Source organism: Leptolyngbya sp. GB1-A1 (assembly GCF_039962475.1).
GTDB lineage: Bacteria > Cyanobacteriota > Cyanobacteriia > Elainellales > Elainellaceae > Leptolyngbya_A.
Map to the genome: position 1 here is coordinate 1 of NZ_JAMPLI010000032.1, position 24,208 is coordinate 24,208.

25 protein-coding genes are annotated in these 24,208 nt (G+C 51.7%); 10 read left to right on the plus strand and 15 right to left on the minus strand.

Features of this window, described 5'->3' with window-relative positions; translation table 11 throughout:
- Positions 1-327: 327 nt before the first annotated feature.
- The 4 genes from NDI45_RS22145 to NDI45_RS22160 all read right to left on the minus strand — a co-directional run bounded on the left by NDI45_RS22145 (position 328) and on the right by NDI45_RS22160 (position 3,868).
- Positions 328-924 (minus strand): DUF4126 domain-containing protein, encoded by a 597-nt coding sequence (locus NDI45_RS22145; RefSeq protein WP_190790232.1) that lies wholly within the window; start codon positions 922-924, stop codon positions 328-330.
- A 200-nt stretch (positions 925-1,124) separates the two neighbouring features.
- Complete coding sequence (locus NDI45_RS22150; RefSeq protein ID WP_190790231.1) at positions 1,125-2,993, minus strand: ATP-binding protein; 1,869 nt, start codon at positions 2,991-2,993, stop codon at positions 1,125-1,127.
- 334 nt (positions 2,994-3,327) lie between these two features.
- Positions 3,328-3,564, minus strand: coding sequence for a hypothetical protein (locus NDI45_RS22155; RefSeq protein ID WP_190790230.1), 237 nt, complete (start codon positions 3,562-3,564; stop codon positions 3,328-3,330).
- 73 nt (positions 3,565-3,637) lie between these two features.
- Positions 3,638-3,868 carry a hypothetical protein gene (locus NDI45_RS22160; RefSeq protein WP_348248774.1) on the minus strand — a complete coding sequence of 77 codons (231 nt, stop codon included), beginning with the start codon at positions 3,866-3,868 and terminating at the stop codon, positions 3,638-3,640.
- A gap of 118 nt (positions 3,869-3,986) precedes the next feature.
- Between NDI45_RS22160 and lepA the strand changes: the two genes are divergently transcribed.
- Entirely contained in the window at positions 3,987-5,789 is a 1,803-nt protein-coding gene (gene lepA / locus NDI45_RS22165) for a translation elongation factor 4 (protein ID WP_348248776.1), read from the plus strand.
- 48 nt (positions 5,790-5,837) lie between these two features.
- Here the strand turns inward: lepA and NDI45_RS22170 are convergent, their stop codons facing one another.
- Positions 5,838-7,988 (minus strand): hypothetical protein, encoded by a 2,151-nt coding sequence (locus NDI45_RS22170; protein WP_348248778.1) that lies wholly within the window; start codon positions 7,986-7,988, stop codon positions 5,838-5,840.
- 153 nt (positions 7,989-8,141) lie between these two features.
- On the opposite strand from NDI45_RS22170, the gene fetB reads away from it, so the two are divergent.
- Entirely contained in the window at positions 8,142-8,921 is a 780-nt protein-coding gene (gene fetB / locus NDI45_RS22175; protein WP_348248780.1) for an iron export ABC transporter permease subunit FetB, read from the plus strand.
- Between the two features lie 15 nt (positions 8,922-8,936).
- Here fetB and recR read toward each other — a convergent pair whose 3' ends face one another.
- The 3 genes from recR to sppA form a co-directional block, all read right to left on the minus strand.
- On the minus strand, positions 8,937-9,548 hold the full coding sequence (recR, locus tag NDI45_RS22180) for a recombination mediator RecR (protein WP_190790233.1): 612 nt from the start codon (positions 9,546-9,548) through the stop codon (positions 8,937-8,939).
- Positions 9,549-9,634: 86 nt separating this feature from the next.
- Positions 9,635-10,021 (minus strand): chorismate mutase, encoded by a 387-nt coding sequence (aroH, locus tag NDI45_RS22185; RefSeq protein ID WP_190790227.1) that lies wholly within the window; start codon positions 10,019-10,021, stop codon positions 9,635-9,637.
- A 349-nt stretch (positions 10,022-10,370) separates the two neighbouring features.
- Positions 10,371-11,204, minus strand: a complete 834-nt coding sequence (gene sppA, locus NDI45_RS22190; protein ID WP_348248783.1) for a signal peptide peptidase SppA — start codon at positions 11,202-11,204, stop codon at positions 10,371-10,373.
- Positions 11,205-11,473: 269 nt separating this feature from the next.
- On the opposite strand from sppA, the gene NDI45_RS22195 reads away from it, so the two are divergent.
- Positions 11,474-12,382 (plus strand): Cof-type HAD-IIB family hydrolase, encoded by a 909-nt coding sequence (locus tag NDI45_RS22195; protein WP_190790743.1) that lies wholly within the window; start codon positions 11,474-11,476, stop codon positions 12,380-12,382.
- 44 nt (positions 12,383-12,426) lie between these two features.
- Here the strand turns inward: NDI45_RS22195 and NDI45_RS22200 are convergent, their stop codons facing one another.
- A complete protein-coding gene (locus NDI45_RS22200; RefSeq protein ID WP_348248785.1) occupies positions 12,427-13,035 on the minus strand; it encodes a hypothetical protein in 609 nt (202 codons plus the stop codon).
- An 826-nt stretch (positions 13,036-13,861) separates the two neighbouring features.
- On the opposite strand from NDI45_RS22200, the gene NDI45_RS22205 reads away from it, so the two are divergent.
- Complete coding sequence (locus tag NDI45_RS22205) at positions 13,862-14,770, plus strand: alpha/beta hydrolase (RefSeq protein ID WP_348248787.1); 909 nt, start codon at positions 13,862-13,864, stop codon at positions 14,768-14,770.
- Positions 14,771-14,779: 9 nt separating this feature from the next.
- Here the strand turns inward: NDI45_RS22205 and NDI45_RS22210 are convergent, their stop codons facing one another.
- Positions 14,780-15,970: a tetratricopeptide repeat protein gene (locus NDI45_RS22210; RefSeq protein WP_348248789.1), complete on the minus strand. Its 1,191-nt coding sequence runs from the start codon at positions 15,968-15,970 to the stop codon at positions 14,780-14,782.
- A complete protein-coding gene (gene thyX, locus NDI45_RS22215) occupies positions 15,967-16,692 on the minus strand; it encodes an FAD-dependent thymidylate synthase (RefSeq protein ID WP_190793239.1) in 726 nt (241 codons plus the stop codon). The genes NDI45_RS22210 and thyX overlap by 4 nt, the downstream gene beginning before the upstream one ends.
- Before the next feature lie 424 nt (positions 16,693-17,116).
- On the opposite strand from thyX, the gene NDI45_RS22220 reads away from it, so the two are divergent.
- Both NDI45_RS22220 and NDI45_RS22225 read left to right on the plus strand, forming a co-directional pair.
- Complete coding sequence (locus tag NDI45_RS22220) at positions 17,117-17,866, plus strand: 2-phosphosulfolactate phosphatase family protein (RefSeq protein ID WP_190793240.1); 750 nt, start codon at positions 17,117-17,119, stop codon at positions 17,864-17,866.
- Between the two features lie 319 nt (positions 17,867-18,185).
- Positions 18,186-18,389 (plus strand): hypothetical protein, encoded by a 204-nt coding sequence (locus NDI45_RS22225; RefSeq protein ID WP_348248791.1) that lies wholly within the window; start codon positions 18,186-18,188, stop codon positions 18,387-18,389.
- Between the two features lie 79 nt (positions 18,390-18,468).
- Here the strand turns inward: NDI45_RS22225 and NDI45_RS22230 are convergent, their stop codons facing one another.
- Positions 18,469-19,050, minus strand: a complete 582-nt coding sequence (locus NDI45_RS22230; RefSeq protein ID WP_348248793.1) for a thioredoxin family protein — start codon at positions 19,048-19,050, stop codon at positions 18,469-18,471.
- A 156-nt stretch (positions 19,051-19,206) separates the two neighbouring features.
- Between NDI45_RS22230 and NDI45_RS22235 the strand changes: the two genes are divergently transcribed.
- Positions 19,207-19,611 (plus strand): NIL domain-containing protein, encoded by a 405-nt coding sequence (locus NDI45_RS22235; RefSeq protein WP_190793243.1) that lies wholly within the window; start codon positions 19,207-19,209, stop codon positions 19,609-19,611.
- Between the two features lie 12 nt (positions 19,612-19,623).
- Here NDI45_RS22235 and NDI45_RS22240 read toward each other — a convergent pair whose 3' ends face one another.
- Positions 19,624-20,319 (minus strand): hypothetical protein, encoded by a 696-nt coding sequence (locus NDI45_RS22240; protein ID WP_190793244.1) that lies wholly within the window; start codon positions 20,317-20,319, stop codon positions 19,624-19,626.
- A gap of 127 nt (positions 20,320-20,446) precedes the next feature.
- Here NDI45_RS22240 and cobU point away from each other — a divergent pair, with 127 nt between their 5' ends.
- Positions 20,447-21,022: a bifunctional adenosylcobinamide kinase/adenosylcobinamide-phosphate guanylyltransferase gene (cobU, locus tag NDI45_RS22245; RefSeq protein WP_190793245.1), complete on the plus strand. Its 576-nt coding sequence runs from the start codon at positions 20,447-20,449 to the stop codon at positions 21,020-21,022.
- Positions 21,023-21,386: 364 nt separating this feature from the next.
- Positions 21,387-21,815 carry a hypothetical protein gene (locus tag NDI45_RS22250; protein ID WP_348248796.1) on the plus strand — a complete coding sequence of 143 codons (429 nt, stop codon included), beginning with the start codon at positions 21,387-21,389 and terminating at the stop codon, positions 21,813-21,815.
- A gap of 188 nt (positions 21,816-22,003) precedes the next feature.
- Here NDI45_RS22250 and ftsE read toward each other — a convergent pair whose 3' ends face one another.
- Together ftsE and NDI45_RS22260 are read right to left on the minus strand one after the other, a co-directional pair.
- Complete coding sequence (gene ftsE, locus NDI45_RS22255; protein ID WP_190793247.1) at positions 22,004-22,819, minus strand: cell division ATP-binding protein FtsE; 816 nt, start codon at positions 22,817-22,819, stop codon at positions 22,004-22,006.
- 276 nt (positions 22,820-23,095) lie between these two features.
- Positions 23,096-23,587 carry a hypothetical protein gene (locus tag NDI45_RS22260; RefSeq protein WP_242067465.1) on the minus strand — a complete coding sequence of 164 codons (492 nt, stop codon included), beginning with the start codon at positions 23,585-23,587 and terminating at the stop codon, positions 23,096-23,098.
- 106 nt (positions 23,588-23,693) lie between these two features.
- On the opposite strand from NDI45_RS22260, the gene NDI45_RS22265 reads away from it, so the two are divergent.
- Complete coding sequence (locus tag NDI45_RS22265; protein ID WP_190793248.1) at positions 23,694-24,059, plus strand: VOC family protein; 366 nt, start codon at positions 23,694-23,696, stop codon at positions 24,057-24,059.
- Positions 24,060-24,208: the final 149 nt, after the last annotated feature.

Genomic DNA, 24,208 nt, shown 5'->3' on the forward strand with positions numbered 1-24,208 from the left:
CACGAGCGTAATGCTCACAACTTCCCGCTTGACCTGGCTGCGGGTGAGGCTGCTCCTGTTGCAGTCACCGCTCCCGCTATCCACGGTTAAGCTCTCGCTGCTTAGCAATCAAGACACCCTCCTCAAGGAGGGTGTCTTTTTGCATTCGTTGAGTGTAGCAATTAAGTGGGTTTCCGCTGCTTTTCAGTTGGCTTTTAACAAGTAATAGCGATCGCTTCTTAAGTCCCTGAAAAGAATTGAAGGATTGTACTCAGGCAAATTTGCCAGCGATGCCGTTGTGAACAGAAGTCCTCAAGGAGCACCAAATTAAATTCTTAAACTTAGGAGCTAATCTGGCTCCTGTTTGTATCGGCGTGGATTTTTGCGCTCGCCTGGTTTTGCCTGTGCCTGATACCACTTTCGCCAGCCTACCGAACTCCGAATCATGAGCCAGAACAACAGCAGCGCAATAATGCCGCCTTGAGTTGGGGCATCAAAAGCTAGCAGAACCAGCAGCACACACAAAAAATCCTGGGCAAAAATCATCCAGATGGGCAAACCCCGCAGGCGATAAAACCAGCCGATCTGAACAAGTTGTAGCACCAGGGCAATCAATCCACAAACCGTGCCAATCAGCACCGTAAACCAGCCGGGAAACAGAGCGGTTCGCGCCACGGCAATGCCGACGATCGCCCCCACGATAGGACTGCCCACAAGCTGCACGATCTGCAAAACGCGCTGTCCGAGTCTGCCTTTAGAGAGAAAGAGCTCAACGGTTGACCAGCTCACCAAAACACCCAGAACAATACGGGGGGGAATCTGGGACAATAGCGGCATGTTTGCCCAAAGATTGTCGCTGTAGAGCAATCCAATGAGTAGCAGGGGAAGAGCAATTCTCATACCAGCCGCCGTCGAGAGCGCAAGAGCGGCAAAAACCTCGATCATGGTATAAACCTCAAGCAGCCCTATCGAAGACAAGTTTCAAGATTGGTTTACAGCGATCGTGAGGGCACGCAACCAGCGTAGCAAACAAAAAATATGGCTCTTGACATTCTCTTGACATTCAAAGAATGCTATTTCTCAGTCTAAAGCAAGCCTCCGTAACCGTAACCTCTGGACGTCGCAGACCGCAGTAGCGCAGCAGACTACAGAAGCAAATCGGCTGCATCGGGTAAGGGAGCCGTTACTATTAAAGGATCGTGAAACAAGGGAACGGTGAAAGTAACGGTTGATCCCAGTCCTTCGCCCATACTGTAAAAATTGACTTCTCCGCCCATTGCCTCAACCAACTTTTGGGAGATCGCCAGTCCCAAGCCAGTTCCGCCATACTGACGAGTACGTGAACCGTCTACCTGGCTAAACGACTGGAATAGCTTGTCCTGCTTCTCCAGAGATACCCCAATTCCAGTATCAGCAACACTAATTTTGACAATGCCCGGCTTTTCCTGCTTGTCTTCGCTGTGGGGCATTCGCTTAGAGAGAATTTCTGCGCTGATGGTTAGTCCGCCTTCATGGGTGAATTTAATTGCATTACCCACCAGGTTGAGCATGACTTGCAGCAATCGCTGGTAATTGCCGTGGAGAATCACTTCGTCGCGGGTGGCAGGCGTGCGAATTTCAAAGCTTAACCCTTTCTGCTGCGCTTGAGGGCGGGTGAAATTGTCAACGGCATTGAGCAAATCATCCAGCTTGATTGGATTCAGCTCAAGCTGCATTTTCCCGGCTTCAATTTTCGCAATGTCCAGGATGTCATTAATGATATTGAGCAAGTGGATTGCTGAGCCATACGCTTCCTGAAGAAACTGGCTCTGCTCTGCCGGGTCGTCAGCCATGCCGTCCATGATTAGCTTGAGGAAGCCAATCACGCCGTTGAGGGGAGTCCGTAGCTCGTGGGAGGTGTTGGCAAGAAATTCGCTCTTGAGTCGAGAAGCGGCTTCTGCCTGCTGGCGGGCATCTTCTAGTTCCTGATGTTTTTTTACCAGGCTGTCGTTGGCCTGCTGAAGTTCCGATGCGAGATTCTGGCTCTGTGCAAACAGTGAAGCATGGGCAATCCCAGTTCCCACTTGATCAGCGATCTCTCTCAGCAGGTCAATCTCGATATCGCTCCAGACTCGCGATCGATCCGTCTGGTACAGCACAATCAAGCCATTTGGCTGATCCTGGTAGCAGGTGGCAATCGTCACTACAGAGGCAGACAACTCGCTGTCCTGCTCTTCGGCAGTGCTGCAAGCAATCGGTTTTAGGGTGGTCAATGCCTGAGCAAAATAGGCTTCCTGGACGATCGAAAACGATCGATTGAGCAGGGAGGGCAGCTCTGGACTGCAATATTCTGCCACTGCACAGACTTCGTTATGACCAGGCGTGTAGGGAAAAATCAGGCAGCGACTCACGCTAAACGCTTCTCCCAATCCTTCTACTGTCTGTTGCCAAATGGTTTCTAAATCCAGAGTGCGGCGAATTTTCCAGACTAGCTCGGTCAGGCGTTTTTGATAGCGATGCGCGGCGGTTTCTGCTTCGGGGCGATGTAGAGCAGTTCTCTCTTCAGGGCGATCGGCAAGGCGCAGCAAATGCCCTTGCTTTGATCCGGGAACGACCTCGGTAACAGGTTCTTGAGGGGTGGTGTAGAGAAAGCGTCCCATGACCAGAACGCTGGTTGCCGTGCCGTGCGGCATCAGGATTGGGCTGACCGTGAGCTCAAAAACGAGATGCTGATTGGCAACTTGAAACGCAGACTCAAACCGGAGCGGAATCAGATCGCTCAAAACCTGGTGAATGCGCTCTAGATAGGAAGCAATCGCCGCAGGCGCGAAAGCAGCTTCTACAGCTTGCCCAATGACCTGATCGAGTTTCAGTCCAAAGCGATCGGCATCGCGCCAATAGAACGACAAATACTGCCCAGAGCCGTCCTGAGTGAAAACCAGATCGGCAGCCGGAAGAGACCCGTCGAATTGTTGAAACGTACCCGGATGGATTGACTCAGTTGTCGAAGGTGAACGATCGCTAGGCAGAGTCATCAGCGTAGAACTCAGAGTACACAGTGAATAGGGTCAAGCACTGTCCCAGGTTTGCGGTAAGGGTAGATACGATGCGTAGATGCAACCTGCAAATGCTTTGTGACTGACAAGCTTGCGACTGACAAGCTTAATTATTCATCAGCAAATCTAGAATTCCCGCTTTTGCTTAAACCTTTTACTATTATCAGTGGTTTCACTGAAATTGCTTCAAGTTCAGCTAAGTCTAAATGTTTGTAACACCCCAAAGATTGATTCAACCTGTCAAGGCTTGCCTCACTTTTTACCCTATTTGCCTTATTTTAGAGGGGAAAAAGCGCGATGGGTTAAGCGACGGCTAGTCGTTCCATTCGCCTTTAGGCGGAACGGGTGGGTTGCGGCGAATCGATCGGGTTAAATCATCATCTCGACGGCTGCCTCCACCCAGCCATTGACGTACAGCAACTTCGATCACCTTACTGGGATTGCCCGTAAGATGATTGATTTGCTCAAGCAGGTCAGCATCAATTTCGATCGACAGATTTACCTTTTCGGAGTCGGAGGTGGATTTAGAATCTACAGCAGGGTCAGTCATAAGCCAGTTAGGGGCGGAGGGGAAGCCGCAACAGGAGGACAACAGCAAGAACAATATTGAGGAACAGCCGTTTTTATTTTTCTCTTTGGGAAAGGGGCGTGTTTCTCACATCACTATTAAACCTTATCCTTTTCACGATCGTTGCGAACAGCAGAAATCCTTCCCCTAATTTCCTAAAAATCTTACTGAAGCGAGCCATTTCAGCGGAGGAAAGCCTTTTGCCGGATTCCCGCAGCGTGACGAACAGCTTAAAATGTTTTAAGCAGATGACATATTGGTTCACCCAATCCGCCAAGACTTCCATTGAGACTCCGATTGTCTGGATCTCATGACACGAATTCCGACGGATAATCCTAACGGAGCAAGTAACCCGATCGATTCTGAGACGCAAATTCCTCGCTTTCCCCCTCATACTGCGTGATATGACCGACGTACCTGTTTCTCGCATTCGGAATTTCTCCATCATTGCTCACATCGATCACGGGAAATCGACCCTCGCCGATCGGTTGCTTCAGGTAACGGGAACAGTGAGCAATCGGGAGATGAAAGAGCAATTTCTCGACAATATGGAACTGGAGCGTGAACGGGGCATCACGATCAAGCTTCAGGCGGCGCGGATGAGCTATACGGCAAAAGATGGTCAGGAATATGTGCTGAACCTGATCGACACGCCGGGACACGTAGACTTTTCCTACGAGGTGTCTCGATCGCTGATTGCTTGCGAAGGGGCGTTGCTGGTGGTCGATGCATCCCAGGGCGTGGAAGCGCAAACGCTGGCAAACGTCTATCTGGCACTGGAACACGATCTGGAAATCATTCCGGTGCTGAACAAGATTGATCTGCCGGGAGCCGAACCCGATCGCGTCCGGGAAGAAGTCGAAGAAATCGTCGGTCTGGACTGCAGCGGCGCAATTTTAGCCTCAGCCAAAGAAGGGATCGGGATCGATGAAATCCTGGAGTCGATCGTCTATCTAGTTCCGCCGCCTGAAGATACGGTAGACAAACCCCTCCGCGCCCTGATTTTTGATAGCTACTACGACGCTTATCGTGGCGTGATCGTCTACTTCCGGGTAATGGATGGCAAAGTTCGCAAAGGCGACAGAGTGCGTCTGATGGCATCCGGCAAAGAATACCAGATCGATGAACTGGGCGTACTGTCGCCAAACCAAATTGAGGTCGATGAGCTGCACGCAGGCGAAGTGGGCTATTTTGCTGCCTCGATCAAAACTGTTGCCGATGCGCGAGTGGGCGACACGATTACCCTGGCATACGCCCCCGCTCCTGAAGCCCTACCGGGCTACGCCGAAGCGAAACCGATGGTTTTTTGCGGACTGTTTCCCACCGATGCCGACGAGTATACCGACCTGCGCGAGGCACTGGAAAAACTGCGCCTGAATGATGCCGCCCTCAGCTACGAGCCGGAAACTTCGAGCGCGATGGGCTTTGGCTTCCGCTGTGGCTTCCTCGGTCTGCTCCACATGGAAATTGTGCAGGAGCGACTAGAGCGCGAGTATGACCTGGATCTGATTACCACTGCGCCCTCGGTAATCTATCGCGTCACCAAAATCGACGGCGAAGTGCTGTATATTGACAATCCCAGCCTCTTGCCCGACCCGCAGTACCGCGAAAAAATCGAGGAACCCTACGTGCAGGTGGACATGATTACGCCCGAGGAATTCGTGGGTCCGCTAATGGAGCTGAGCCAGAGCCGGCGGGGCGAATTCAAAGACATGAAGTACCTCACTAAGGGGCGAACCACGCTGATCTACGAGATTCCTCTGGCAGAAGTCGTAACGGATTTCTTTGATCAGATGAAGTCTCGATCGCGCGGCTATGCCAGCATGGAATACCAATTGATCGGCTACCGGGAAAACTATCTGGTGAAGCTGGATGTGATGATCAACAGTGAGAAAGTTGATCCCCTGGCGACGATCGTTCACCGAGACAAGGCATACTACGTCGGCAAAGCCCTGGTCGAAAAGCTCAAAGAGCTCATCCCCCGTCACCAGTTCAAGATTCCGATTCAGGCGGCGATCGGCTCCCGGATTATTGCCAGCGAACATATCCCCGCCCTGCGAAAGGACGTGTTAGCGAAGTGCTACGGTGGCGATATTTCCCGAAAGAAGAAACTCTTGCAGAAGCAGGCAAAGGGTAAGAAACGCCTGAAGGCGATCGGCACTGTAGACGTTCCGCAAGAGGCATTTATGGCAGTGCTGAAGCTTTAGGGCTGCCTGAGTCGCAAACCTTGAGCGAATCTAACAATTAAACCCGGGTCAAGTTGCCGGGCGATCGTCCGGACGCTTGCCCGTGTTTCGTACGTTCACCAGCTTGCTGAGAAACTCAAACCAGAAGGCAGCTCCCATTGAGATTGCCAGACCGCTTACGATCCAGCCGATAGCGCGCTTGAGCTGATTCCATAGTGGCATCCAGGGAGCCGGCTCTTCAGGCTTGCCGTCGCCGTTGCTGTCGATCGGCTTGATTGCCATTTGCTGCGATTGGTTTTCCTCGCCCCAGCCTAGCGGTAGTTGTGTCACATCCCCAACTGCTTGTTCGATACAGTTCACTGACGAATTAGTAGAAGCTGAGGAAGCTTCAGGTGCAGACGGAACAGCTTGAGCTTGGGCATAGGCGGGCTGCTCGAAAAATAGTCGGGAAACGGGAGCAGGCTCGGCGGGTGGAGCAACGGGAGCCGCCTCGGGGGCAGGTGGAATGACAGGCGGAGCAACTTCAGGCGCAGGGACGGGTTCAGGATTGGTGGCAGGAGCTGCTTCAGGGTTGGTAGGGGAAATCGGTCTGGGGCAGGATTGGGTGACGATTTCGGCAGAAGAGACAAGTGCCTGACGCAGCGTAGTGCTGGAGGCAAGTCGTTGGGCGATGTGAATCGTGTCGGCATTTGCGGCAAGGGCGATCGTCAATCCAATCAGGAAACCTACGCCCTTCGCATTGCGCTTATACACACCAGAGGCGCGCTCCATCGAGCGATCGAACCATTTCTCGACTTCCGTTTTGAACTGATACAGGTCGTCCTGAGCACGTCTTACTTCACCTTTAGCCTGAGTGGGGTTAATTTGGGCACGGTCTGCCAGCGCATTAAGACTGACTCGCACCGAGAAGGGAAGCGTCTGGGCAATCTGCTGAGCATCCCGATGAATTTCGTTGTAGAGGGCGATAATTTCCTGGTAGCCGGAGAGGTTTGGATTGCTTCTCAGCGATTCACTATCAGTAAACCGCCTGTATTTTTGATCTATGTCCTGCAGGTCACTGCGAAAGGCTTTCATGACCTGGGCGACGCTAGGTTGAAGCTGCTGAATCAGCTCGTTGGTGTTGTGGTATTCGCCCTGAGGGTCTTCGTAAAAGACGAGCTGCCGAATTGAGACGAGTTGATTTGCAAAAGCATCAAAGACTTCCAGATCTTCAGGGGCGATCGATCGAGCGCGGTTTGTGTCTTGAGATGCCGCCAGTTTTTTGCGGATCGCCTGCGCGTTGTTGACATACTCAACCAGTTCGCCGCGAATCAGGCTAATCGTCATTTCGAGGCTGAGCCGCTGATCGACAAAGGCTTTGAGGACGAGATGCAGTTTGTCGCTGAACTTATTGAAGCCTGCATCAATAAAGCGATTGAGTTCCTGGCTTTTTCCCTGACTCTGATACCGTTTCACTGCATCTTCAATGTCAGAAATAATCTGATCCTGAACCAGGATTTGCAGATTTAGAGCGGTTAAGCGACGAGTGAACTGCGGAATGTTGAGGATTTCCAACAGTGTCGTAGCAAAGGTTTCAGACGGAATGTAGGATGGCTCGTTGCCCCGATCGAGCGTCGTATTGCTCCTGCCTACGGTGACAACCGATCGCGTTACGCCACGAATCAAGCCTTCAAACCCTTCTCGCGCATCCTGACTGATGTTGCGAATCAAGGGGTCATTATAGATTTTCTGGGTAACGGCTTTTGCGCGATAGAGTTCTTCAATCAGCAGCGCATCCCGAAGTCGTCGCGAGATTTCAGATTTGATTGGAATCGTTGAACCTGTTTCAGTCACACCATCACCGCTCACCAACCCTTTTGAGTCCAAGGCCTGAACGATCGCCGCTGTCTGTTCTTCGGCAGTTCCTCTGAGCGTTTCGAGCTGACTCTGGATCAGGTCTTGAATCGCCGGCTTATTGGGGTCAGAATCCGGCAGGAAACTCACTGTGTGCTGTGCAACCTCGGCAGGCGTTTGAAAAATTCCCTGGTTTGCCAGCTTCAGGTAATCGCCCTGCACAGAGCCATCTCCCATCAAGAGAATTTCGATCGACTTCTTCAGGTGGGCGGCTCGCCACTGCAAAATGGTCGCCAGGATCTCCTGGATTTCTGAAGAGAGCAGGCTAAGGATGAGGTAAATCAAAACTAGCCCGATCGCAACATCTACAATAAATGGCAGATTCATGACAGCAACTCACAAATTCAATACGAAGTAAATGCACTCTATCGAGAATGCCCCAGTGTAAGCGCTGGCAATCGGCGATGGGAAACTTGAAATACAAGTTAAAACAGCGGAATCAAAGCTAAAATTTGCACATTTCAGCGGATCCAACGGGCAATGAATGAATTAATCGAGCTAGATCTGGTCAGGATGGGGTTTGCCCTGGGACTGGTGCTGATTGCGATCGCCCTATCTGCCTGGCAAGGGCTGGGATTGGCATGGAATCTTGCAGTTGCGACGGGACGAACGATCGTGCAGCTCACCGCAGTGGGCTACGTTCTGGAAATTGTGTTTGCCCTGAATAATCCGATCGCGGTGCTGCTGATTATCGCAGCCATGGCATCGATCGCCGCTGTCGTTGCCCGAAACCGAATCAGTAAAAAAATCCCGGCACTGCTTCCAGTGGTCGGGGGGTCAATTCTGCTCAGTACCGCTCTGACGCTGGCGTATGTGAATCTGCTAGTTCTGCGTCCCGATTCCTGGTTTGAGCCGCAGTACCTTGTGCCACTGGCAGGAATTTTGTTGGGAGGTGCGATGAATGGGGCGACGATCGGCGGAGAACGGTTTGTTAGTACACTCAACAATAGCCGCCAAGAGATTGAAACCCAGTTGAGCTTAGGCGCAACTCCGCAGCAGGCAACTACCGCCTATCGCCGTGAGGCAATCAAAGCAGGACTAATCCCTGCCCTGAATCAAATGTTGGTCGTCGGAATTGTGACGCTGCCAGGAACCATTACCGGACAAATTCTGAGCGGCGTAAATCCGCTCGATGCCGCAGTCTATCAAATGCTGATTATGTTTATTCTGGCATTTGCAACCCTCTGCACCACATTTCTGCTGATTCAGGGACTCGATCGCCAATTCTTTAACCAAGCAGCCCAGCTTGTTACCCACTAAGCCTGGTTCAAGAACCTAATCAAGTTCCCGCCGTCCTTCTAAGGCTCTGGCAAGCGTTACTTCGTCGGCATACTCCAGATCGCCACCCATCGGCAGACCAAAAGCAATCCGGGTAACTTTGGTGAATGGCTTCAGCAGTTGACCGACATAGAGCGTTGTGGTTTCCCCTTCGACGCTAGGGCTGATCGCCAGAATTACTTCCTTGATGTCCTGCTTGCTGACGCGCCGCACGAGCTGCGTAATGTGAAGCTGATCGGGACCGATGCCATCCATTGGCGAAATCAATCCGCCCAGGACGTGATACTTGCCTTTGTATTCGCGGGTTTTCTCCAGCGCAATCACATCTCTGGAATCGGCAACCACACAGATTGTATTCGGGTCGCGATTGGGGGTGCGGCAAATTTCACAGACTGGCTCAGCCGACAGGTGAAAGCACACCGAACATAGCCCTACTTGCTGCTTGGCTTCAACAAGTGCCTGTGCCAGGGCATGAACTTCTGCCTCTGGTCTTCGTAAAATGTGCAGCGCGAGACGCTGTGCGGTTTTTGGACCCACACCGGGCAATCGCTGAAATTGCTCAATTAAACGAGCTAAAGGCTTGGTGTAAACCGTTGGATTTCCTCCAATGTTGCTCTATCTCGATCATAGCGATCGAGTCAACTGGTTGCGAGTAGGGATTTTTCGACCCTGAAACTGGAAAGTCGCGGGAAGAATTAATGCTCGATCGTCGCCATACTCCAGTCCGGGCGCAGATATTTCGCCTGCCGCAGATAAGGATGGTGAATTTTGACGAAGGGATCGGGCGTGTTGATGTGGATTAGGAAGCGAATACAGCGTTCCAGACTGCCCTCGACGTGCATCTGCTGCACATCCAGAAGCGGCACATCCTGCCAGTGCGGACGCTGACGGGCAACGGATGCGGGAAAAATTGCATCGAGATCGCGGGTGACAGAAAATGTGGCACTGATAATATCGTCAGGGTCGATGGGGTTTTGGCGTTCTAGCTCGTCTAGCAGTTCGGCGACAGCTTCCCGGATCGCCTCTACCGTGTTTTCTGAAACCGTTGTTGCCCCACGAATTGCCCTTACTTTCCAGCCCACGTCGATCGCCTCCTAATGTTTCAACACGCTTCCAATCGCTTCGATTTGCCCGGCTACCCTGAAGGGGAACTGCTTCGCATAGCTCTTGTGTAAACAAAACAGCTCTGTACAGCTTTGTGCAAACAAAACAGCCCTGTGTAGACCAGACAATCGATCGCTTCATTCCATCAGGCTTCAGTTTAAAGTCTAATGGTCTGATGTCTACAATCTATCCTCCTCAGTTCTGCCTTGAAATGCCAAGGACTTAACTTAAAATTCACAACTTAAAAATTCACAGGCTGAATTGACAAGTTGAATTCAAGAGTCAAGTGCGATCATGCCCATGCTGTCTTCAGCAGTGTTTTATGGATTAGGGGCGAAACATCCATAGGGGCAGTCCGTTCGTTTCCATTTCAAACTCCAGCCAATTCAGCCCGCCGAGGAGGCCTTTATTTTGGCTGCGGCTTTGGCTTCGACCCGGCAGGAAGCGGCTGAGCCATCCCTTTTTGCGCTCCTCAATGTTGTGGAGCTGGGTTTTTTCGGGGTCGAGTCCGACTAGTTCAGCTGCCCAGCGACGCGCATCTTCTTCGGTTCCCAGGCGATCGACGACTCCTAGTTCTAGAGCCTGTTCTCCGGTAAAAATGCGTCCGTCAGCAAAGCTACGAACGGCATCCACACTGAGGCGACGACCTTCGGCAACTGTCTGGACAAACTGGTTATAGCTGGTGTCGATGAGCTGTTGCAGAATCTGCTGTTCTGGCTCGGTCAATTCGCGATCGAACGACAGAATATCTTTATAAGGACCAGATTTGATTACCTTAAAGGAAACGCCGACGCGGTCGAGCAGTCGTTCCAGATTATTGCCGCGCAGGATCACGCCAATGCTGCCCGTGATCGTTCCCGGATTGGCAACGATGTGTTCTGCGCCCATGCCAATATACACACCGCCCGATGCCGAAATATTGCCAAAGCTGGCGATGATCTTGGTTTTATTACGCAGCCGCTTCAGGGCACTGTAAATTTCCTGGGAGTCCCCCACCGTTCCGCCAGGGCTGTCGATCCGCAACAGCAGAGCGGGGAATTTCTTTTCTTCGACTGTTTTTAGGGCATCGAGGACATACTTACGGGTTGCACCTGCGATCGCGCCTGAGACTTCAATTCGTGCAATTTGCTTGCGAAACCGGGGCTTAAAGAGCCGAATCATGCTTTTTTTCAGTAACCTATCAATAATTGAACCAGTCAGCAAGTGTTGAACTTGAAACCTTCAGCAAGTGCTGAGCTGCCAAATTCCAGTGTGCCTTATCAGACGGGACGATCGGGATTCGCGAGAATGGGGATGTCCCTACCTGGGGGGTGGGGCACAAGTGTGTTGTCCCTCGATCGGTATTTTTGGATCGGTATTTTTGGATCGGTGTTCTTGGATTTAGATTCTTTTTGTGACCTATTCCGTAAGCAATTTTGCGACTAAATTCTATGTCAAATTCCACCCTAAATCTGACGGCAAATCCTGCCGCTGAAACGCATTCGCCTCAGATTCGCTTGATTGCGATCGACCTCGACGGAACCACGGTGGGCGAGTCGAACCAAATGACCCCTGCCGTGCAGCAGGCAATTCAGGCAGCTCAGGAGAAAGGCGTGCAGGTGGCGATCGCCACGGGGCGGATGTTTCAGTCTGCCCTGCGCTTTTATCAAACCATTGCTCCGAAGGAAGAAAGGCTTCGCAATGCCTTAACGCTGCCGCTGCTGACTTATCAGGGGGCACTGATCAAAGACCCGACCACCGAGAAAATCTATCGCCATCTCACCGTGTCTCGCGAGGCAGCCCTGCAGTTGCTCGATTACTTTGAGCAGCCGGAACTGCACGATCTGCTGTCGATTCACTTTTATATAAACGATTTGCTGTATGTGCGCGAGATTACGCCAGAAACAGAACTCTACGCCCAGCGCAGCCAAATCCAGCCGTTTGCAGTAGGGGATTTGCGGCGGATGCTGGTGGATCATGAGCCGACTAAAATCCTTGCCCTTTGCCATGATCCCGCCGTGATCGATCGCCTGCTTTCTTCGCTACGGCAGCAATATACTCCGGCAGAGCTTTACTTCACCAAATCCGTTGCGACGTTCTTTGAGGCAACCCATCCCCTCGTCAACAAAGGAACCGCCGTCCGCTATCTTGCAGAAGAAATGCTGGAACTGCGTCCAGAAAACGTGATGGCGATCGGCGATAACTTTAATGATCTGGAAATGATTCAGTATGCAGGAATTGGCGTGGCAATGGGAACTGCGCCCGATGCGGTGAAGACTGCCGCTCACTGGGTTGCCCCTGATGTGGAATCAGACGGAGCGGCTGTGGCGATCGAGCGATTTGTTCTTCAGGCGAAATAAGCTGGGAAACCAGTTGAGAAACCAGTTGGGCAATAAGCTGGGCACTAAAAGCAAAAGCAGAAGTCGTCGAGGATGAACTGCCCATCAAAGGCATGAAACGTAACACGATGAATGTCTAAATTTCGCAGGTTGAGCCAGACATTTGGGGGGCATTCAGAGTCGGAGTATGCCAGGTTTGGGGCGGGGGTTTTAGCCGAGGTAATCAGGCGATCGTCTGCATCATAGGCACTGAGCGTTGTGCGGCGAGAACTGGTGACAAAGCTGCTGACAAACTTCACCGGGCGCAAAAATCTGGCTTCGAGCCAGCCGCCTTTGGGTGCGCCCATCACTGCCATCGTGCCGGAGTAGGGCGGATAGGCAGGATTTGAAGGACAGACGGCAACCGCATTGGCAAAGACCACGCCCCACTGCTCAAACTGGCGATCGACGATCGCAAAGCGCGACAAATCTTCCCAATCGAGGCGGACACAGACCGACTGCTGCATTAGCACAGCGGCAGGACTGAGATCTAGCTCATCCAGCCGAGGCACGGTTCGCACCTCTTCTTCGGCATAGGCAGGTGAGTAAATCACTCCAGGACTTTTGTTTGCGGCAGATCTGAAAGTCGAGCCGCATTGAGGATTGTGATCAATCGATCGAAAAGCATTGCTCACGATAGGCTCCCTTATGATGGTTTCTGATGCAGTCGATTCAGCCTCTCTCTCACCACAAAGCAGACGACAACCGTAAACTAAAAGCAAATGCTGCTCTAAAGACACTGCTGGGATTAATTTCCGAACGATCGTCACACTCTGATGGTTCGATCGGCAGGTTAGGGTTTGAGCGAAACTTGGTCTCTTTTTTGCACAGGCTCTTTTTACACAGAATTTGTGAAACAAAGTGCTCTTGCAAAACAAAGCGCAGGCTTTTTGCAGAAGGACAGTGCCAGACCCAATTGCGCTCCTTGACCGTTTGGAATGCAGATGCAGAAATACCCTGCTGGCTGGGCAGAGTTGCAAAGTAGAGGTTCCAGCTTGTTGACCAGACCTTACAGTTTGCAGAGAAGTAGTGACGATTGAAGATAAAGTTTGAGTCTATTAGCGCAAAGCAATTTCCCTGGAAACTGTCGCGCCGAGGAAGACCCTAAAAGCCCTGATTCAAAAGCTGAGTGTTGTCCAAGCAGCCGTCGAAGCAGCTAGTAGACGCTAAACAGCCTGGGCTAAACAATCTGGTAGAAACCCTGAGACAATAGAGGAAGTTTTGCTGATGCCTGCGTCACTTACCCTATCAGTCTGATATCGTCGTTCTTGACTTACTCGTATTATTACGCAACTATCACTTAAAAAAGTTGCGATTTGTACGTTTTTAAGGAATTGCCAATTCCGATCGCTCATACAAGTAGTATTTTTACTGCAAATCTTAACATAATTTAATAGTTGTCTGCCCTGCTTCAAGAGTTTTATCTCTGCTTACGACTTTATTTAATTTTTTTCTCAGTCTATGCTGCAACCGCCCGGTTTTCGTCAAGACTCGATTTCAACCAGCCTGGGATCGATCGTCTACTACACTGCGGATCAAGCAACCTCGCCGGCATCGCAATCTACCAGAAAGCGATCGCCTGAAGATCAACCGCTGATCGTCTTTCTGCATGGCTTTGGCGGTGGCTCATCGGCTTATGAATGGTCAAAGGTCTATCCCGCATTTGTGCCCGAATATCAGGTGATCGCTCCCGATCTGCTGGGCTGGGGACGATCGAACCACCTGACGCGCCCTTATCAAATCGAAGACTACCTGATCACCATTCGCGAATTTCTAGAGCAGGTTGCTCCTTCGCCTGCGATCGTGGTGGCTTCTTCGCTGACCGCTGCCTTTGTGGTGCGAGTCGCAGTGAGTTATCCCGGCTTGATTCGATCGCTGATCCTGAGTGCCCCCACCGGGCTGGCAGACTTTGGACAGCCCTATCAAAATCCGATCGCCTCAATTGTCAGTATTCCCGGAGTCGATCGGCTGCTGTATAGCACTGTGATTGCGAACCCATTCGGAATTCGGACGTTTTTAGAGCAGCGGCAGTTTGCCCAGTCAAATCGCGTCTCCCCTGAAGTGGTGGATGCCTATCTCGCTTCTGCCCTCCAGCCCAATGCCGAAGCCAGTGCTCTGTCCTTAGTGCGGGGTGATTTGTGCTTTGACCTGGCTCAATATCTTCCTGATCTCACTGTTCCGACTGCAATTCTCTGGGGGCGACAGGCACAGCTCAGCCCTCCAGCTCTGGCACAGCGATTTGCCGAACTGAACCCTCGCGCTATCAAAGCCGTCGAAGTTTTGGAAGGGGTCGGCTTAACGCCCCAACTCGAACTGCCTGCGGTGACGATCGGCGTAATCCGCCAGTTTTTAGCTGAATTATCGAGTTAAGCCCGAAAACTAAACCTGAAAGCCCATCTCGCGCAGTCCTTGCCGGAGCCGATCGGCTTCTGAGGGATTCTGCTGCTGATGCAGATCGATCGCCTGCCGAAACGCAGCCAGACTTTCATTCACGCGACCGAGCTTGAGCCACACGACGCCCAAATTCTGATATGCCTCTGCGTAGTCGGGCTTGAGGCGAATTGCCTGCTGATAGTGGTCGATCGCCTGGGTAAATTGTCCGATCGCTTTGCAGGTCATCCCCAGGTTGTGGTATCCGATCGCCAGGGTGGGATCAAGTTGAATGACGGTTTCAAAGCAGTCTTTCGCGCGCTTAAGATTTCCCTCAGCCAGCAACAGACTGCCCAAATTATTCTGTGCACCTAACTTGAGGCGATCGAGGATGGGCTGTTGCAGGGCGGCGTGGTAGTGCTGTTCTGCCAGGGGTAAATTGCCCGATTGACGATAGGCAATGCCCAGGTGATAGTGCAGCTCGTAAAGGATAGGCGGATCGCTCTGTCCGCTCTGGAGCCCCCGCTGAAGCAGCACAAGTCCCTGCTGCACGTCCCCCATCTGCACATAAAGCGCACCCAACTTGGCACACACATAGGGATCGTCGGGATGATCTGCCAGAAAGACCTCCATTGTTTGTCTGGCTTTCTGAAGCTTGTCACGGCTGGCGATGGTACTGGGCTTATAGCCGTAGTGAAGGATTGCCACGTCCGGTAGATTAATGACCTGCCACTGCGGTTCCCGTTGCAGCAGTTTAGCCACGCTGTCATCCACCATTGCGTGATAGGGACGGCTGAAATAAACCTCTGGATGGCGGCGAAACAAGCGAGACACCAGCGAATAAGGCGACTGAGCTGCTCCAATTTCTTGCCGAATCAGGTTTATGACGATCGCCTGGGGCTGCTGCATTGCCTGCCGAAGCGAGGAGATAATCTGCGAGTTGAGGGCTTCGTCGGCATCGAGAACAAGGACCCAATCGCCCGTGATGTATTTTAGGGATTCATTGCGGGCAGCGGCAAAAGAATTATTCCAGGGAAAGTGATGCACCTCTGCGCCAAAGGATTGGGCGATCGTCACTGTTTCATCGGTTGATCCCGTATCTAGAATCACGATCTGATCGACCATGCCCTGCACACTCTCCAGGCAGCGTGGCAGATTGGCGGCTTCGTTTTTAACGATCGCACAAAAAGAAAGCGTCATGGTGCAAGGCGTGCTTTTTTCGCCCGATTTGATTCATACCAGTCTGCAATGCTGGGAACCCAATCCTGAAACTGCGTCCAGATCAGTTCGCAAAGCTGCTGTGCCTCTAGCTGAGCGTCGGCTTTCCAGCGCAGATCGAGCAGGTGCATCAGCGATCGAACGTTGGCAGACATCACCCAATGCTGCCGCACATCAAAAGGAATGAGTCCTCTTGCATGTTCCTCAGAAAAACCCTGCTCCATTCGCTGCTGATATCGCTTGCAGCCCTCCAGACACCAGCTCAGATCTTCCTGTCGTAGTTCTTCGGTGTAGTCGTAGCGTTTACCCTGACGATCCGTATAAGAGCCGATCGGACGCAGATAAAACACTTCTTCAACGTCTCGCTTGCCTTGCACCACGTCAGTAATTCGGGCTCCAGTGTACCGAAACGATTGAACATCAAACGAAATTCCAACGCGATGCGTTCTGATTTGCTGCATCGTCGAGTGGGGAAAATAGCCGCAGTTCAGCACGATCTGAGGATGTTCGAGCGGTCCGAAGTGTCCCCGGTTGCCTGCTAGCAGGTTGCGAACCACCAATTCGCCCGCCTTGACTTCATCGGGAAATTGATCGCGCTCCTCCCAGACAAATGCCTCCGCATAATCCTGGTGCATCGCAGCATAAATCACCTGCTGGGCGTTTGCCGTGCGCGAGAGAGCTTCAACGGTAAAGTAGCGATCCATAGCTTAATTTCAAAGAGCAGAAAGGGAGCGGAAACATGACAGGCTTCTTAGAATAACCGCATCTCCGAGCCTTATGATCCTGGATTTTTGAATCGTTTCAAATCTGGGATAAATGGGAGATAGAGATAGGGCTTTGTCTCGCTCTAGAATGACGGCAATGCCGAAATACAAGCGTTATCCCTGATCCATCTACTCTTCTACTTCCCATTGCTCACGTCCCGACTGATAACCTAAGCTTAACTTATCAATAAGCATAAATACTTAAATTAAATCAATGTCTAGAGCAATCGATCGCCCTATTCCCTGACCATTACCCGATAGAATGGAGGGCAATAGGCATTAATTTTTCTTACAGCTCTTTAATTGATTATTTATAGGATCTGTTCATATCTCCTGTTTACCTTTACCCTAAAATCCGCTGCCCGTGAAGTTCTCCATATACCACACGCCCGAACTGACCCCGATCGCCCAAATTCCTGATTGTGCAATTGCGGTTGATGTGCTTCGCGCAACGTCAACTATTGCAACCGCTCTCGCTGCAGGCGCAGAAGGAGTTCAGGTGTTTAGCAGCATGGAAGAGCTGATGCACGTGAGCGAACAGTGGCTTCCTGACAAGCGGCTGCGCGCAGGGGAACGGGGTGGCGCAAAAGTAGAAGGCTGTGATTTGGGAAACTCCCCGCTGGACTGTACTCCCGAACTGGTTTCCGGCAAACGCCTCTTTATCAGCACCACGAATGGAACTCGCTGCCTGGAACGGCTTCAGGATGCCGAAACGGTGTTAACGGCTGCGCTGATTAACCGGCATGCGGTGGTGAATTATTTGCTCAAGCACCGTCCTGAAACCGTGTGGATCGTTGGCTCTGGCTGGGAAGGCAGTTTCTCCCTGGAAGATACCGTTTGTGCAGGGGCGATCGTGCATCAGATCAGCCAACAGCTTGAAGGAGAACATTCCCTGCCGGAAATTGCCGGAAATGATGAAGTCTTTGGGGCGGTCGCGCTCTATAGCCAGTGGCAAAACAATCTGCTGGGACTGTTGCACCAGGCAACCCACGGCAAGCGACTGCTGCGGCTCGACTGTCTAGACGATCTGAAATACTGCGCCCAAACCGATGTGCTGGATTCGCTGCCGATTCAAAAACAGCCTGGGGTGTTAATTCGCAACGTCGAGGGTTAGCTGGCGAAGCGCTAATCTGGCGTAAGTTGGGCACAAGCATTGAGCACAAATATTGGGCACAAACAAAGCAGGCAGCCTGAATCGATCGCAACCCCCTCCGACCCCTGCTGCTTCACCTGCAAGAAAGGCTCCGGGATGAGTCATGTTTTAAGCTGCCGCTTAGCCAAAAATAGCGATCGGTTTTTCCTCAATCATTTTCATCAGTCAAAAGAAGTACGCAGAAAGTAACAGTTCATTGCAAACACTTATGTGAGAAATCGCATTATGTTACGTTCAATAGCATTGACTTTTGCAACGCAGTTCTTGAGAGGAGAGCATTTTGGCTGTGAATTTCAAGTCGGTATCTAACCCTTCAACCCGTGAAGACTTCAGCGAATACGTTGCACATCTCCAGCTTCACATGGCATTACAGGCGCGGAATCTGGTTCCAACCCTGGGCAAAATGACGGATAGTCGTGGGCAATTGCTTCACGAAACGCAAGCCGAATTTGAGAAGTTTGTTTCGCGTCAGCCATTTAGTTAAACGACCTAATCTTATAAAATCAGCTTAAGTTCAACCTTGAAGTCAGAGTATTTGCTCTGGCTTTTTTGTATTTCTGGGGCTACTCCTTCACCTGACTTCCATGACCTCGCGGATCATCATTTTGAGCTTTAGGGGCAGTGGGAGACTCCACTTCGGAGATGCGTCCTCTCGACTGAAGATAGGGAAGCGGTGAACCTGTTGCTAAGGCTTCGAGGTTAGCTGCCATCACTGTATGCGGCTGTTCTCCGATCGTACTGGCGATCGATTCTCCCTGCGGGTCAAGAAAAACAAAGTGGGGAATGCCATCAACCCGATAGGAGAGCATTTCAGGCAGCCATTTTGTGTTGTCTACGTTGAGCATGACGAAATTCACTCGATCGCCAAACTCATCTTTAAGATCGCTCATGTCTTTTGCCATTGCCTGACAGGAGGTACACCAGTCCGCATAAAACTCAATCAGCGTCGGCTGTTCGTTTTTGAGGGCGACATCCAGCGGCGTTGCGGTTTCTGCCATTGCCGCCAGGGTTCCGGTATTGCTGCCAAAGCGCACGCCCAGAAAAATCGAGAGGCTAAGGACTATCGCAACCAGCAGGATAATCAAATTCCGAATTCGGGCTGCCGGATTAGACTGGGGAGTAGGACTAGAAGGCGTTGCAGTCATGGCAAGAAAACGTTGAACGCGAGACAGAACAAGAAAAAGCTAAGAGCAAGAGTGAACGCTCACTTTCTTTAGCGTAGCGAATTTTCGATCAGGCGTGAAAGCGGGGCTGTAGGCGATTGCCGTTCTTAGTAGGTTTCTAGCAGGAGAATTTCAAAAATGAAAAAACGAGTTACGCTCACCTTTCCGAAGCGATCGGTGCACATGCCTGTCACTTATCGATTGGCAAAGGATTTTAACGTTGCGGCAAATATTATTCGGGCACAGGTCACGCCGAATCAGATTGGGACGCTGGTTGTAGAGTTATCCGGTGATATCGACCAGTTGGATGCAGCGATCGACTGGATGCGGGCACAGGATATCGGCATTTCCCTTGCCAGCCGCGAAATTTTGATCGATGAAGATTTGTGCGTTCACTGCGGCTTATGCACGGGTGTTTGTCCTACAGAGGCACTGAGCCTCGATCGCCAGAGTTTTAAGCTAACGTTTACGCGATCGAAATGCGTCGTGTGCGAACAGTGCATTCCGACCTGTCCGGTACAGGCAATTTCAACGAATTTATAGCAATCTAGTTTGTTAGTCTTCCTGCATTTGTCCGTGCAGCAGTGTCAAATCCTTCACAAGTTTCATCAGGCGATTTTCGAGCGATTGCTTTTTGCCCAGCAGCGTTCGCAGTTTTTGATAGCGAGCGATCGCCAAACTCACGTAGGCAACTTGCTGCGGTGGACAGGGGCGCGACCAGAGCTGACCGTCGGCATCAAGTCCACACAGGCGGTAGCCGCTGCGAGGCTGATTGTCGGTAAAGGGTGGCTGGGGCATGCTGCAAATCGCATCTACATATTCTTTAAGATGTTCGATTTCGGCATGACGCAGCGTAGTTGCGCCAATGGGCTGCATCGTCTGATAAGCTTCAGGGGGCTGTGCTTCGAGCCAGCCATCCACGATCGGACCTTCAGCATAAAGGGCATGAATCTGCTGCGAAACCTGCTCTAATTCGCTCTGCCACTGCTGCACGATCGCCTCAATTTCCTGCAATAAGCCGATCGATAAATGCGGATTTGTCGCATGACGCTGGGAGCTAACTTGAGGCAACTTTGATTTCGGCAGCGGCGTAGAGGGACTGTTTTCTCGAATCGGAAAAGGCTGCACAGACCGGGCAGCAGGGAAGGTCGCTGGAGGGCGGGAAAGCTCAGTATCGGCTGGCAGATTTGCCGAATCCAGATGATCCAGCGTTGCCTCAATCCGCTTCAGTTCGTGCTTGTCAGGTTTCATACTGCCAGCCTCAGCAGGATCAGAGAATGTGGAGAGAATAACAAAACGACCTGCACGACCCCGATTTATCGCTTATTGTAGCTAGCTTATTTTAGCGATTTTTGCGATTACCCCACTATAGAAACCTATGCCCTCCTCTGCCAACTCCTCCAGACAGATAGTTTTAGTGACGGGTCCAGCCCGATCGGGCAAGAGCGAATGGGCAGAAGCCCTGGCAGCACGTTCGGGGCGATCGGTGATTTACCTTGCAACGGCTCAGCTCAATCCCGAAGATGCTGAATGGCAGGCGCGAATTGAGCGTCATCAGCAACGCCGTCCTCCTGCCTGGAAAACCCTGTCCGTGCCGATCGGCCTGGCAGCGGCGATCGAAAGCGCAAATCAAGAATGCCTGCTGATCGATTCCCTTGGAACCTGGCTTGCCAACCTGCTGGAGCAAAACGAAGACACCTGGCAGCAAACGATCGCCCAGGTGTTAAACGCACTGCACCACACCCAAACTCACATTATTTTTGTAGCGGAGGAAACGGGCTGGGGCATTGTGCCTGCTTATCCGATCGGGCGACTGTTTCGCGATCGACTGGGCGATCTCACTCGAAGAATTGGCACGATCGCAGACACTGTTTATCTAGCAACAGGCGGCTATGTGCTGAACCTGAGCGAGCTGGGGCAGTCGATCGATCGAGAACTGAATGCTGAGCGGTAATGGTAGCTCAATAGAACGTCTCCTGTTGAAATCGCCTCTAACCGCAAATGACTAATACTTCCTCTGGCAAAGCTTAATCTTTCCTGCGGATTACAGCGCACTTAAACGATCGTAGAATCACTAAGATCAAAGATAATTATCTGCTAATCAAGCAACGTGAGTTGTCATCCCCAAAATGCAATTTAGTGCAATTGGATTTAGTGCGGTCGGTCAAGGCGAATCGCAATGAGAAATCAAACCAAGGTGGGAGCAATTCGGCGTCGGCGTGATAGAGGAGGGCAACGATTCGGGCAACGGCTCAGCCCATGATGACTTGCAACTGATTGCAATTCCCTGCTAAGAGTTTCCTTCACCGCATTTTCCTATGGCATCACTTGAACAGGTCAAACAATATCTTGCCTACTGGTTTCAGCTTGGCAAGCCGCTGATTGTGAACGGCAAAACGAGTGACGGACGCTCGAAGGTTCTGCCCCAAGCGGTGATCCAGGGTGATCGATACAGTCCTGAGTTTGAGGCTTGCTGGCAGCACATCACAAGCGGAGCCTGGAAATCGAGCTATCTGGAAGGAACCATTCAAACGATCGAAGAACTGCTGTCGTCGCAGTGGGATATTTCGAGTTGTGCCCGATGCGCGATGCCTGTGCCGATGCTGGGTTTAGGGGTTCAGACGAGCGGCGAGTGTCCCTGTTCTGATCTTCCCGACTGGCCCAATACCGAATTGCCCCAACCGCGTGATCCGATTAACTCGCGCCGCCAGCTAACCAATATTCGCGATCGGCTGTCCCAGATTTAGGGGTTTGAACCTTTTTCCAGACCTATTGGGCATTGCTGAATCCGGGATATGAAGGGTGCAAATTTAGCTTCTGTATCGCCCCCTAAATCCCCCAATGCTGGGGGACTTTGAATTCTGGTTCCCCCCCAAGTTGGGGGCTAGAGGGGGTCATACTCCGATTCAGCAACACCACCTATTGTTTTCCAGACCTATCGTTCTCGAAATAATCGCCCGTTGCGAATTTGCACGACCGGATGATGCGATGCCCGTACGAGCTGCTCATCGTGAGTTGTGATGATTACAGTGATGCCCACCGCATTCAGCTTTTGCAGAATTTTGACTACCTGCCAGGAGTTGTCTGGGTCGAGGTTTCCGGTGGGCTCATCGGCTAAGAGAATGGGGGGCGTACTGACGATCGCACGGGCAATGCTGACGCGCTGCTGTTCGCCGCCGGAAAGCTGATCGGGAAAACAGTTTGCTTTATCCTGCAAGCCCACCATGCGAAGGGTTGGCAAAAGCCGTCGATGAATTTCTTTGCGCGTAAAGCCCTGCGCCCACAGCACAAAAGCAACATTCTCAGAAACCGTGCGACGCGGAATAAGCTTGTAGTCTTGAAATACTACGCCGACCTGCCGCCGTAGCTTAGAAAGTTCGTTGCCACGAAGCTGGGCGATCGACTGATCGTTGACAATGACTTCGCCCTGGGTTGGACGTTCTTCGCCGTAGAGCAGCTTTAGCAGCGTTGATTTTCCTGAACCGGATGGACCCGTGACAAACAGAAAATCGCCCCTCCGCACTTGCAAATGCACGTCGAGCAGCGCAGCACAGCCATTGCTGTAGATTTTGCTAACCTGGTGCAGTTCGACGATCGGTTCTGCGGACTGAGGCGATTGATCAGAGCCAGATAAATCAGGATGAGCCTGAGCAAACCGGGGGGGAACGGTTTGAGCCTTCTCGGATGCGGCAGATCCAAAATTCTGCTGAGCAGTTTGCGGCGAATGGGGTTGGGTAGTCCCTGAGGGCATAGCGTCGTCACTGGGAAAGGGGCAATTGGGGAAGTTTAGGCAGCCTGAAAACTGCCACTGCACACCCACAAACCGAAGGAAATTGTAATCGGTCTGATGGAATTCGTCACGCAATCGATCGAGGCAACCAATAAAGCTTAATAAAAATCTCAAAGCTCCCAGCCTGGGAGAATGAGAGGGCAAGTGGGGAACTAAAGCGGAAAATCGGCAGTTCCGATCGCTTCGCAGTTCCTCAAAGCGGGAGCCATTTGCCCCTCTCAAACACTGCCTTAGACCCTAGCGGCGAACTTTCCCTGCAAATCCGGCAGCTTTGAACTGTTCAAGCTGAAGCGGGGTCGGTTGGTTTGCCGGAATCGAGATGCGAAGCTCAAAATCGCTCACTCCGGGCGGCACTTCTTCGATCGACCCCAACCGAGTCCGATTTTCCATTACCGAATTGCCGTTGGCATCGTAGATTCGTCCAAAAATATCAGCGTTGAGTACGGGCTTGCCCGATGAGTTGTTAGCTTTGCCCGTGACGATAAAGCACTTTGCCCGCATACTCGTGCCGCCAGAGGTAATAGCCCCTTCGGACAGTTCCGCCGGACATTCGTGATAAGTAACATCGCTCAGCGAAATTTGAGTGACTGCGGCTGCGATCGGGGCGAAGGAGGCAGAGCCAAACCATAAGCCGCAAGCTAGGGTGACAGTTACGAGCGCTGCAAAGGAAAGATGCAAAAACTGTTGAAAAAAGTGGGTTCGATAATTTGCAGGGTGAGGAGTGTTCATAGATCTTGTATCAGCCGCCAAATGGAAGGAATCCAACCCCAGATTATCGCGAAATGCCTGACCTACAATAGAGCTAGAGGAGCCTATTTGAAGGAAGGTGAGGCGTATGCAGCTCAAGCGAATTGGTCACGTTGCCATTTGTGTTCAAGATATCGATCGCGCCGCGCAGTTTTACCAGGCTTTAGGAATGAACCTGGTTTGGAAAGATGCAGACTGGGCATATCTCAAAGCGGGGGAAGACGGGCTGGCATTGCTGAGTCCGAGCTATAAGCACGCGGGTGCGCACTTTGGCTTTATTTTCCACGATCGGGCTGAAGTTCAATCGGCTTACGAGAAGCTGAAGGCAGAAGGCGTCCATCTCACGGAAATTCACGACCATCGGGACGGCACTGCTTCCTTTTACGGACGCGACCCGGAGGGAAACTGGTTTGAGTATCTGTATGAACCCGTTGCGGTGGCAAGTGCAGTGTAGCTGAGGAGAACGGCGTTGCTGAATTGAAGAATGCGGGGCTAGGTTTGACCTTGCTGGGCAGCCTCCTTATTCCCCATTAGCCCGGAACTTTGAGCGTTGGAAGTTTCTCAGGAAGGGGCACAGTTATCCGGTGATGTTGTTGTTCCCTG

What these genes read in the sequence shown, in the direction of transcription:
- NDI45_RS22210 (WP_348248789.1), bottom strand. Translation starts at nt 15,970, where the DNA reads ATGACGCTTTCTTTTTGTGCGATCGTTAAAAACGAAGCCGCCAATCTG.
- NDI45_RS22235 (WP_190793243.1), top strand. Translation starts at nt 19,207, where the DNA reads ATGAAAAAACGAGTTACGCTCACCTTTCCGAAGCGATCGGTGCACATG.
- NDI45_RS22230 (WP_348248793.1), bottom strand. Translation starts at nt 19,050, where the DNA reads ATGACTGCAACGCCTTCTAGTCCTACTCCCCAGTCTAATCCGGCAGCC.
- NDI45_RS22265 (WP_190793248.1), top strand. Translation starts at nt 23,694, where the DNA reads ATGCAGCTCAAGCGAATTGGTCACGTTGCCATTTGTGTTCAAGATATC.
- NDI45_RS22170 (WP_348248778.1), bottom strand. Translation starts at nt 7,988, where the DNA reads ATGAATCTGCCATTTATTGTAGATGTTGCGATCGGGCTAGTTTTGATT.
- NDI45_RS22145 (WP_190790232.1), bottom strand. Translation starts at nt 924, where the DNA reads ATGATCGAGGTTTTTGCCGCTCTTGCGCTCTCGACGGCGGCTGGTATG.
- NDI45_RS22150 (WP_190790231.1), bottom strand. Translation starts at nt 2,993, where the DNA reads ATGACTCTGCCTAGCGATCGTTCACCTTCGACAACTGAGTCAATCCAT.
- ftsE (WP_190793247.1), bottom strand. Translation starts at nt 22,819, where the DNA reads ATGCCCTCAGGGACTACCCAACCCCATTCGCCGCAAACTGCTCAGCAG.
- thyX (WP_190793239.1), bottom strand. Translation starts at nt 16,692, where the DNA reads ATGGATCGCTACTTTACCGTTGAAGCTCTCTCGCGCACGGCAAACGCC.
- NDI45_RS22240 (WP_190793244.1), bottom strand. Translation starts at nt 20,319, where the DNA reads ATGAAACCTGACAAGCACGAACTGAAGCGGATTGAGGCAACGCTGGAT.
- NDI45_RS22205 (WP_348248787.1), top strand. Translation starts at nt 13,862, where the DNA reads ATGCTGCAACCGCCCGGTTTTCGTCAAGACTCGATTTCAACCAGCCTG.
- NDI45_RS22260 (WP_242067465.1), bottom strand. Translation starts at nt 23,587, where the DNA reads ATGAACACTCCTCACCCTGCAAATTATCGAACCCACTTTTTTCAACAG.
- sppA (WP_348248783.1), bottom strand. Translation starts at nt 11,204, where the DNA reads ATGATTCGGCTCTTTAAGCCCCGGTTTCGCAAGCAAATTGCACGAATT.
- NDI45_RS22250 (WP_348248796.1), top strand. Translation starts at nt 21,387, where the DNA reads ATGGCATCACTTGAACAGGTCAAACAATATCTTGCCTACTGGTTTCAG.
- lepA (WP_348248776.1), top strand. Translation starts at nt 3,987, where the DNA reads ATGACCGACGTACCTGTTTCTCGCATTCGGAATTTCTCCATCATTGCT.
- NDI45_RS22195 (WP_190790743.1), top strand. Translation starts at nt 11,474, where the DNA reads ATGTCAAATTCCACCCTAAATCTGACGGCAAATCCTGCCGCTGAAACG.
- fetB (WP_348248780.1), top strand. Translation starts at nt 8,142, where the DNA reads ATGAATGAATTAATCGAGCTAGATCTGGTCAGGATGGGGTTTGCCCTG.
- NDI45_RS22160 (WP_348248774.1), bottom strand. Translation starts at nt 3,868, where the DNA reads ATGGAAGTCTTGGCGGATTGGGTGAACCAATATGTCATCTGCTTAAAA.
- cobU (WP_190793245.1), top strand. Translation starts at nt 20,447, where the DNA reads ATGCCCTCCTCTGCCAACTCCTCCAGACAGATAGTTTTAGTGACGGGT.
- NDI45_RS22155 (WP_190790230.1), bottom strand. Translation starts at nt 3,564, where the DNA reads ATGACTGACCCTGCTGTAGATTCTAAATCCACCTCCGACTCCGAAAAG.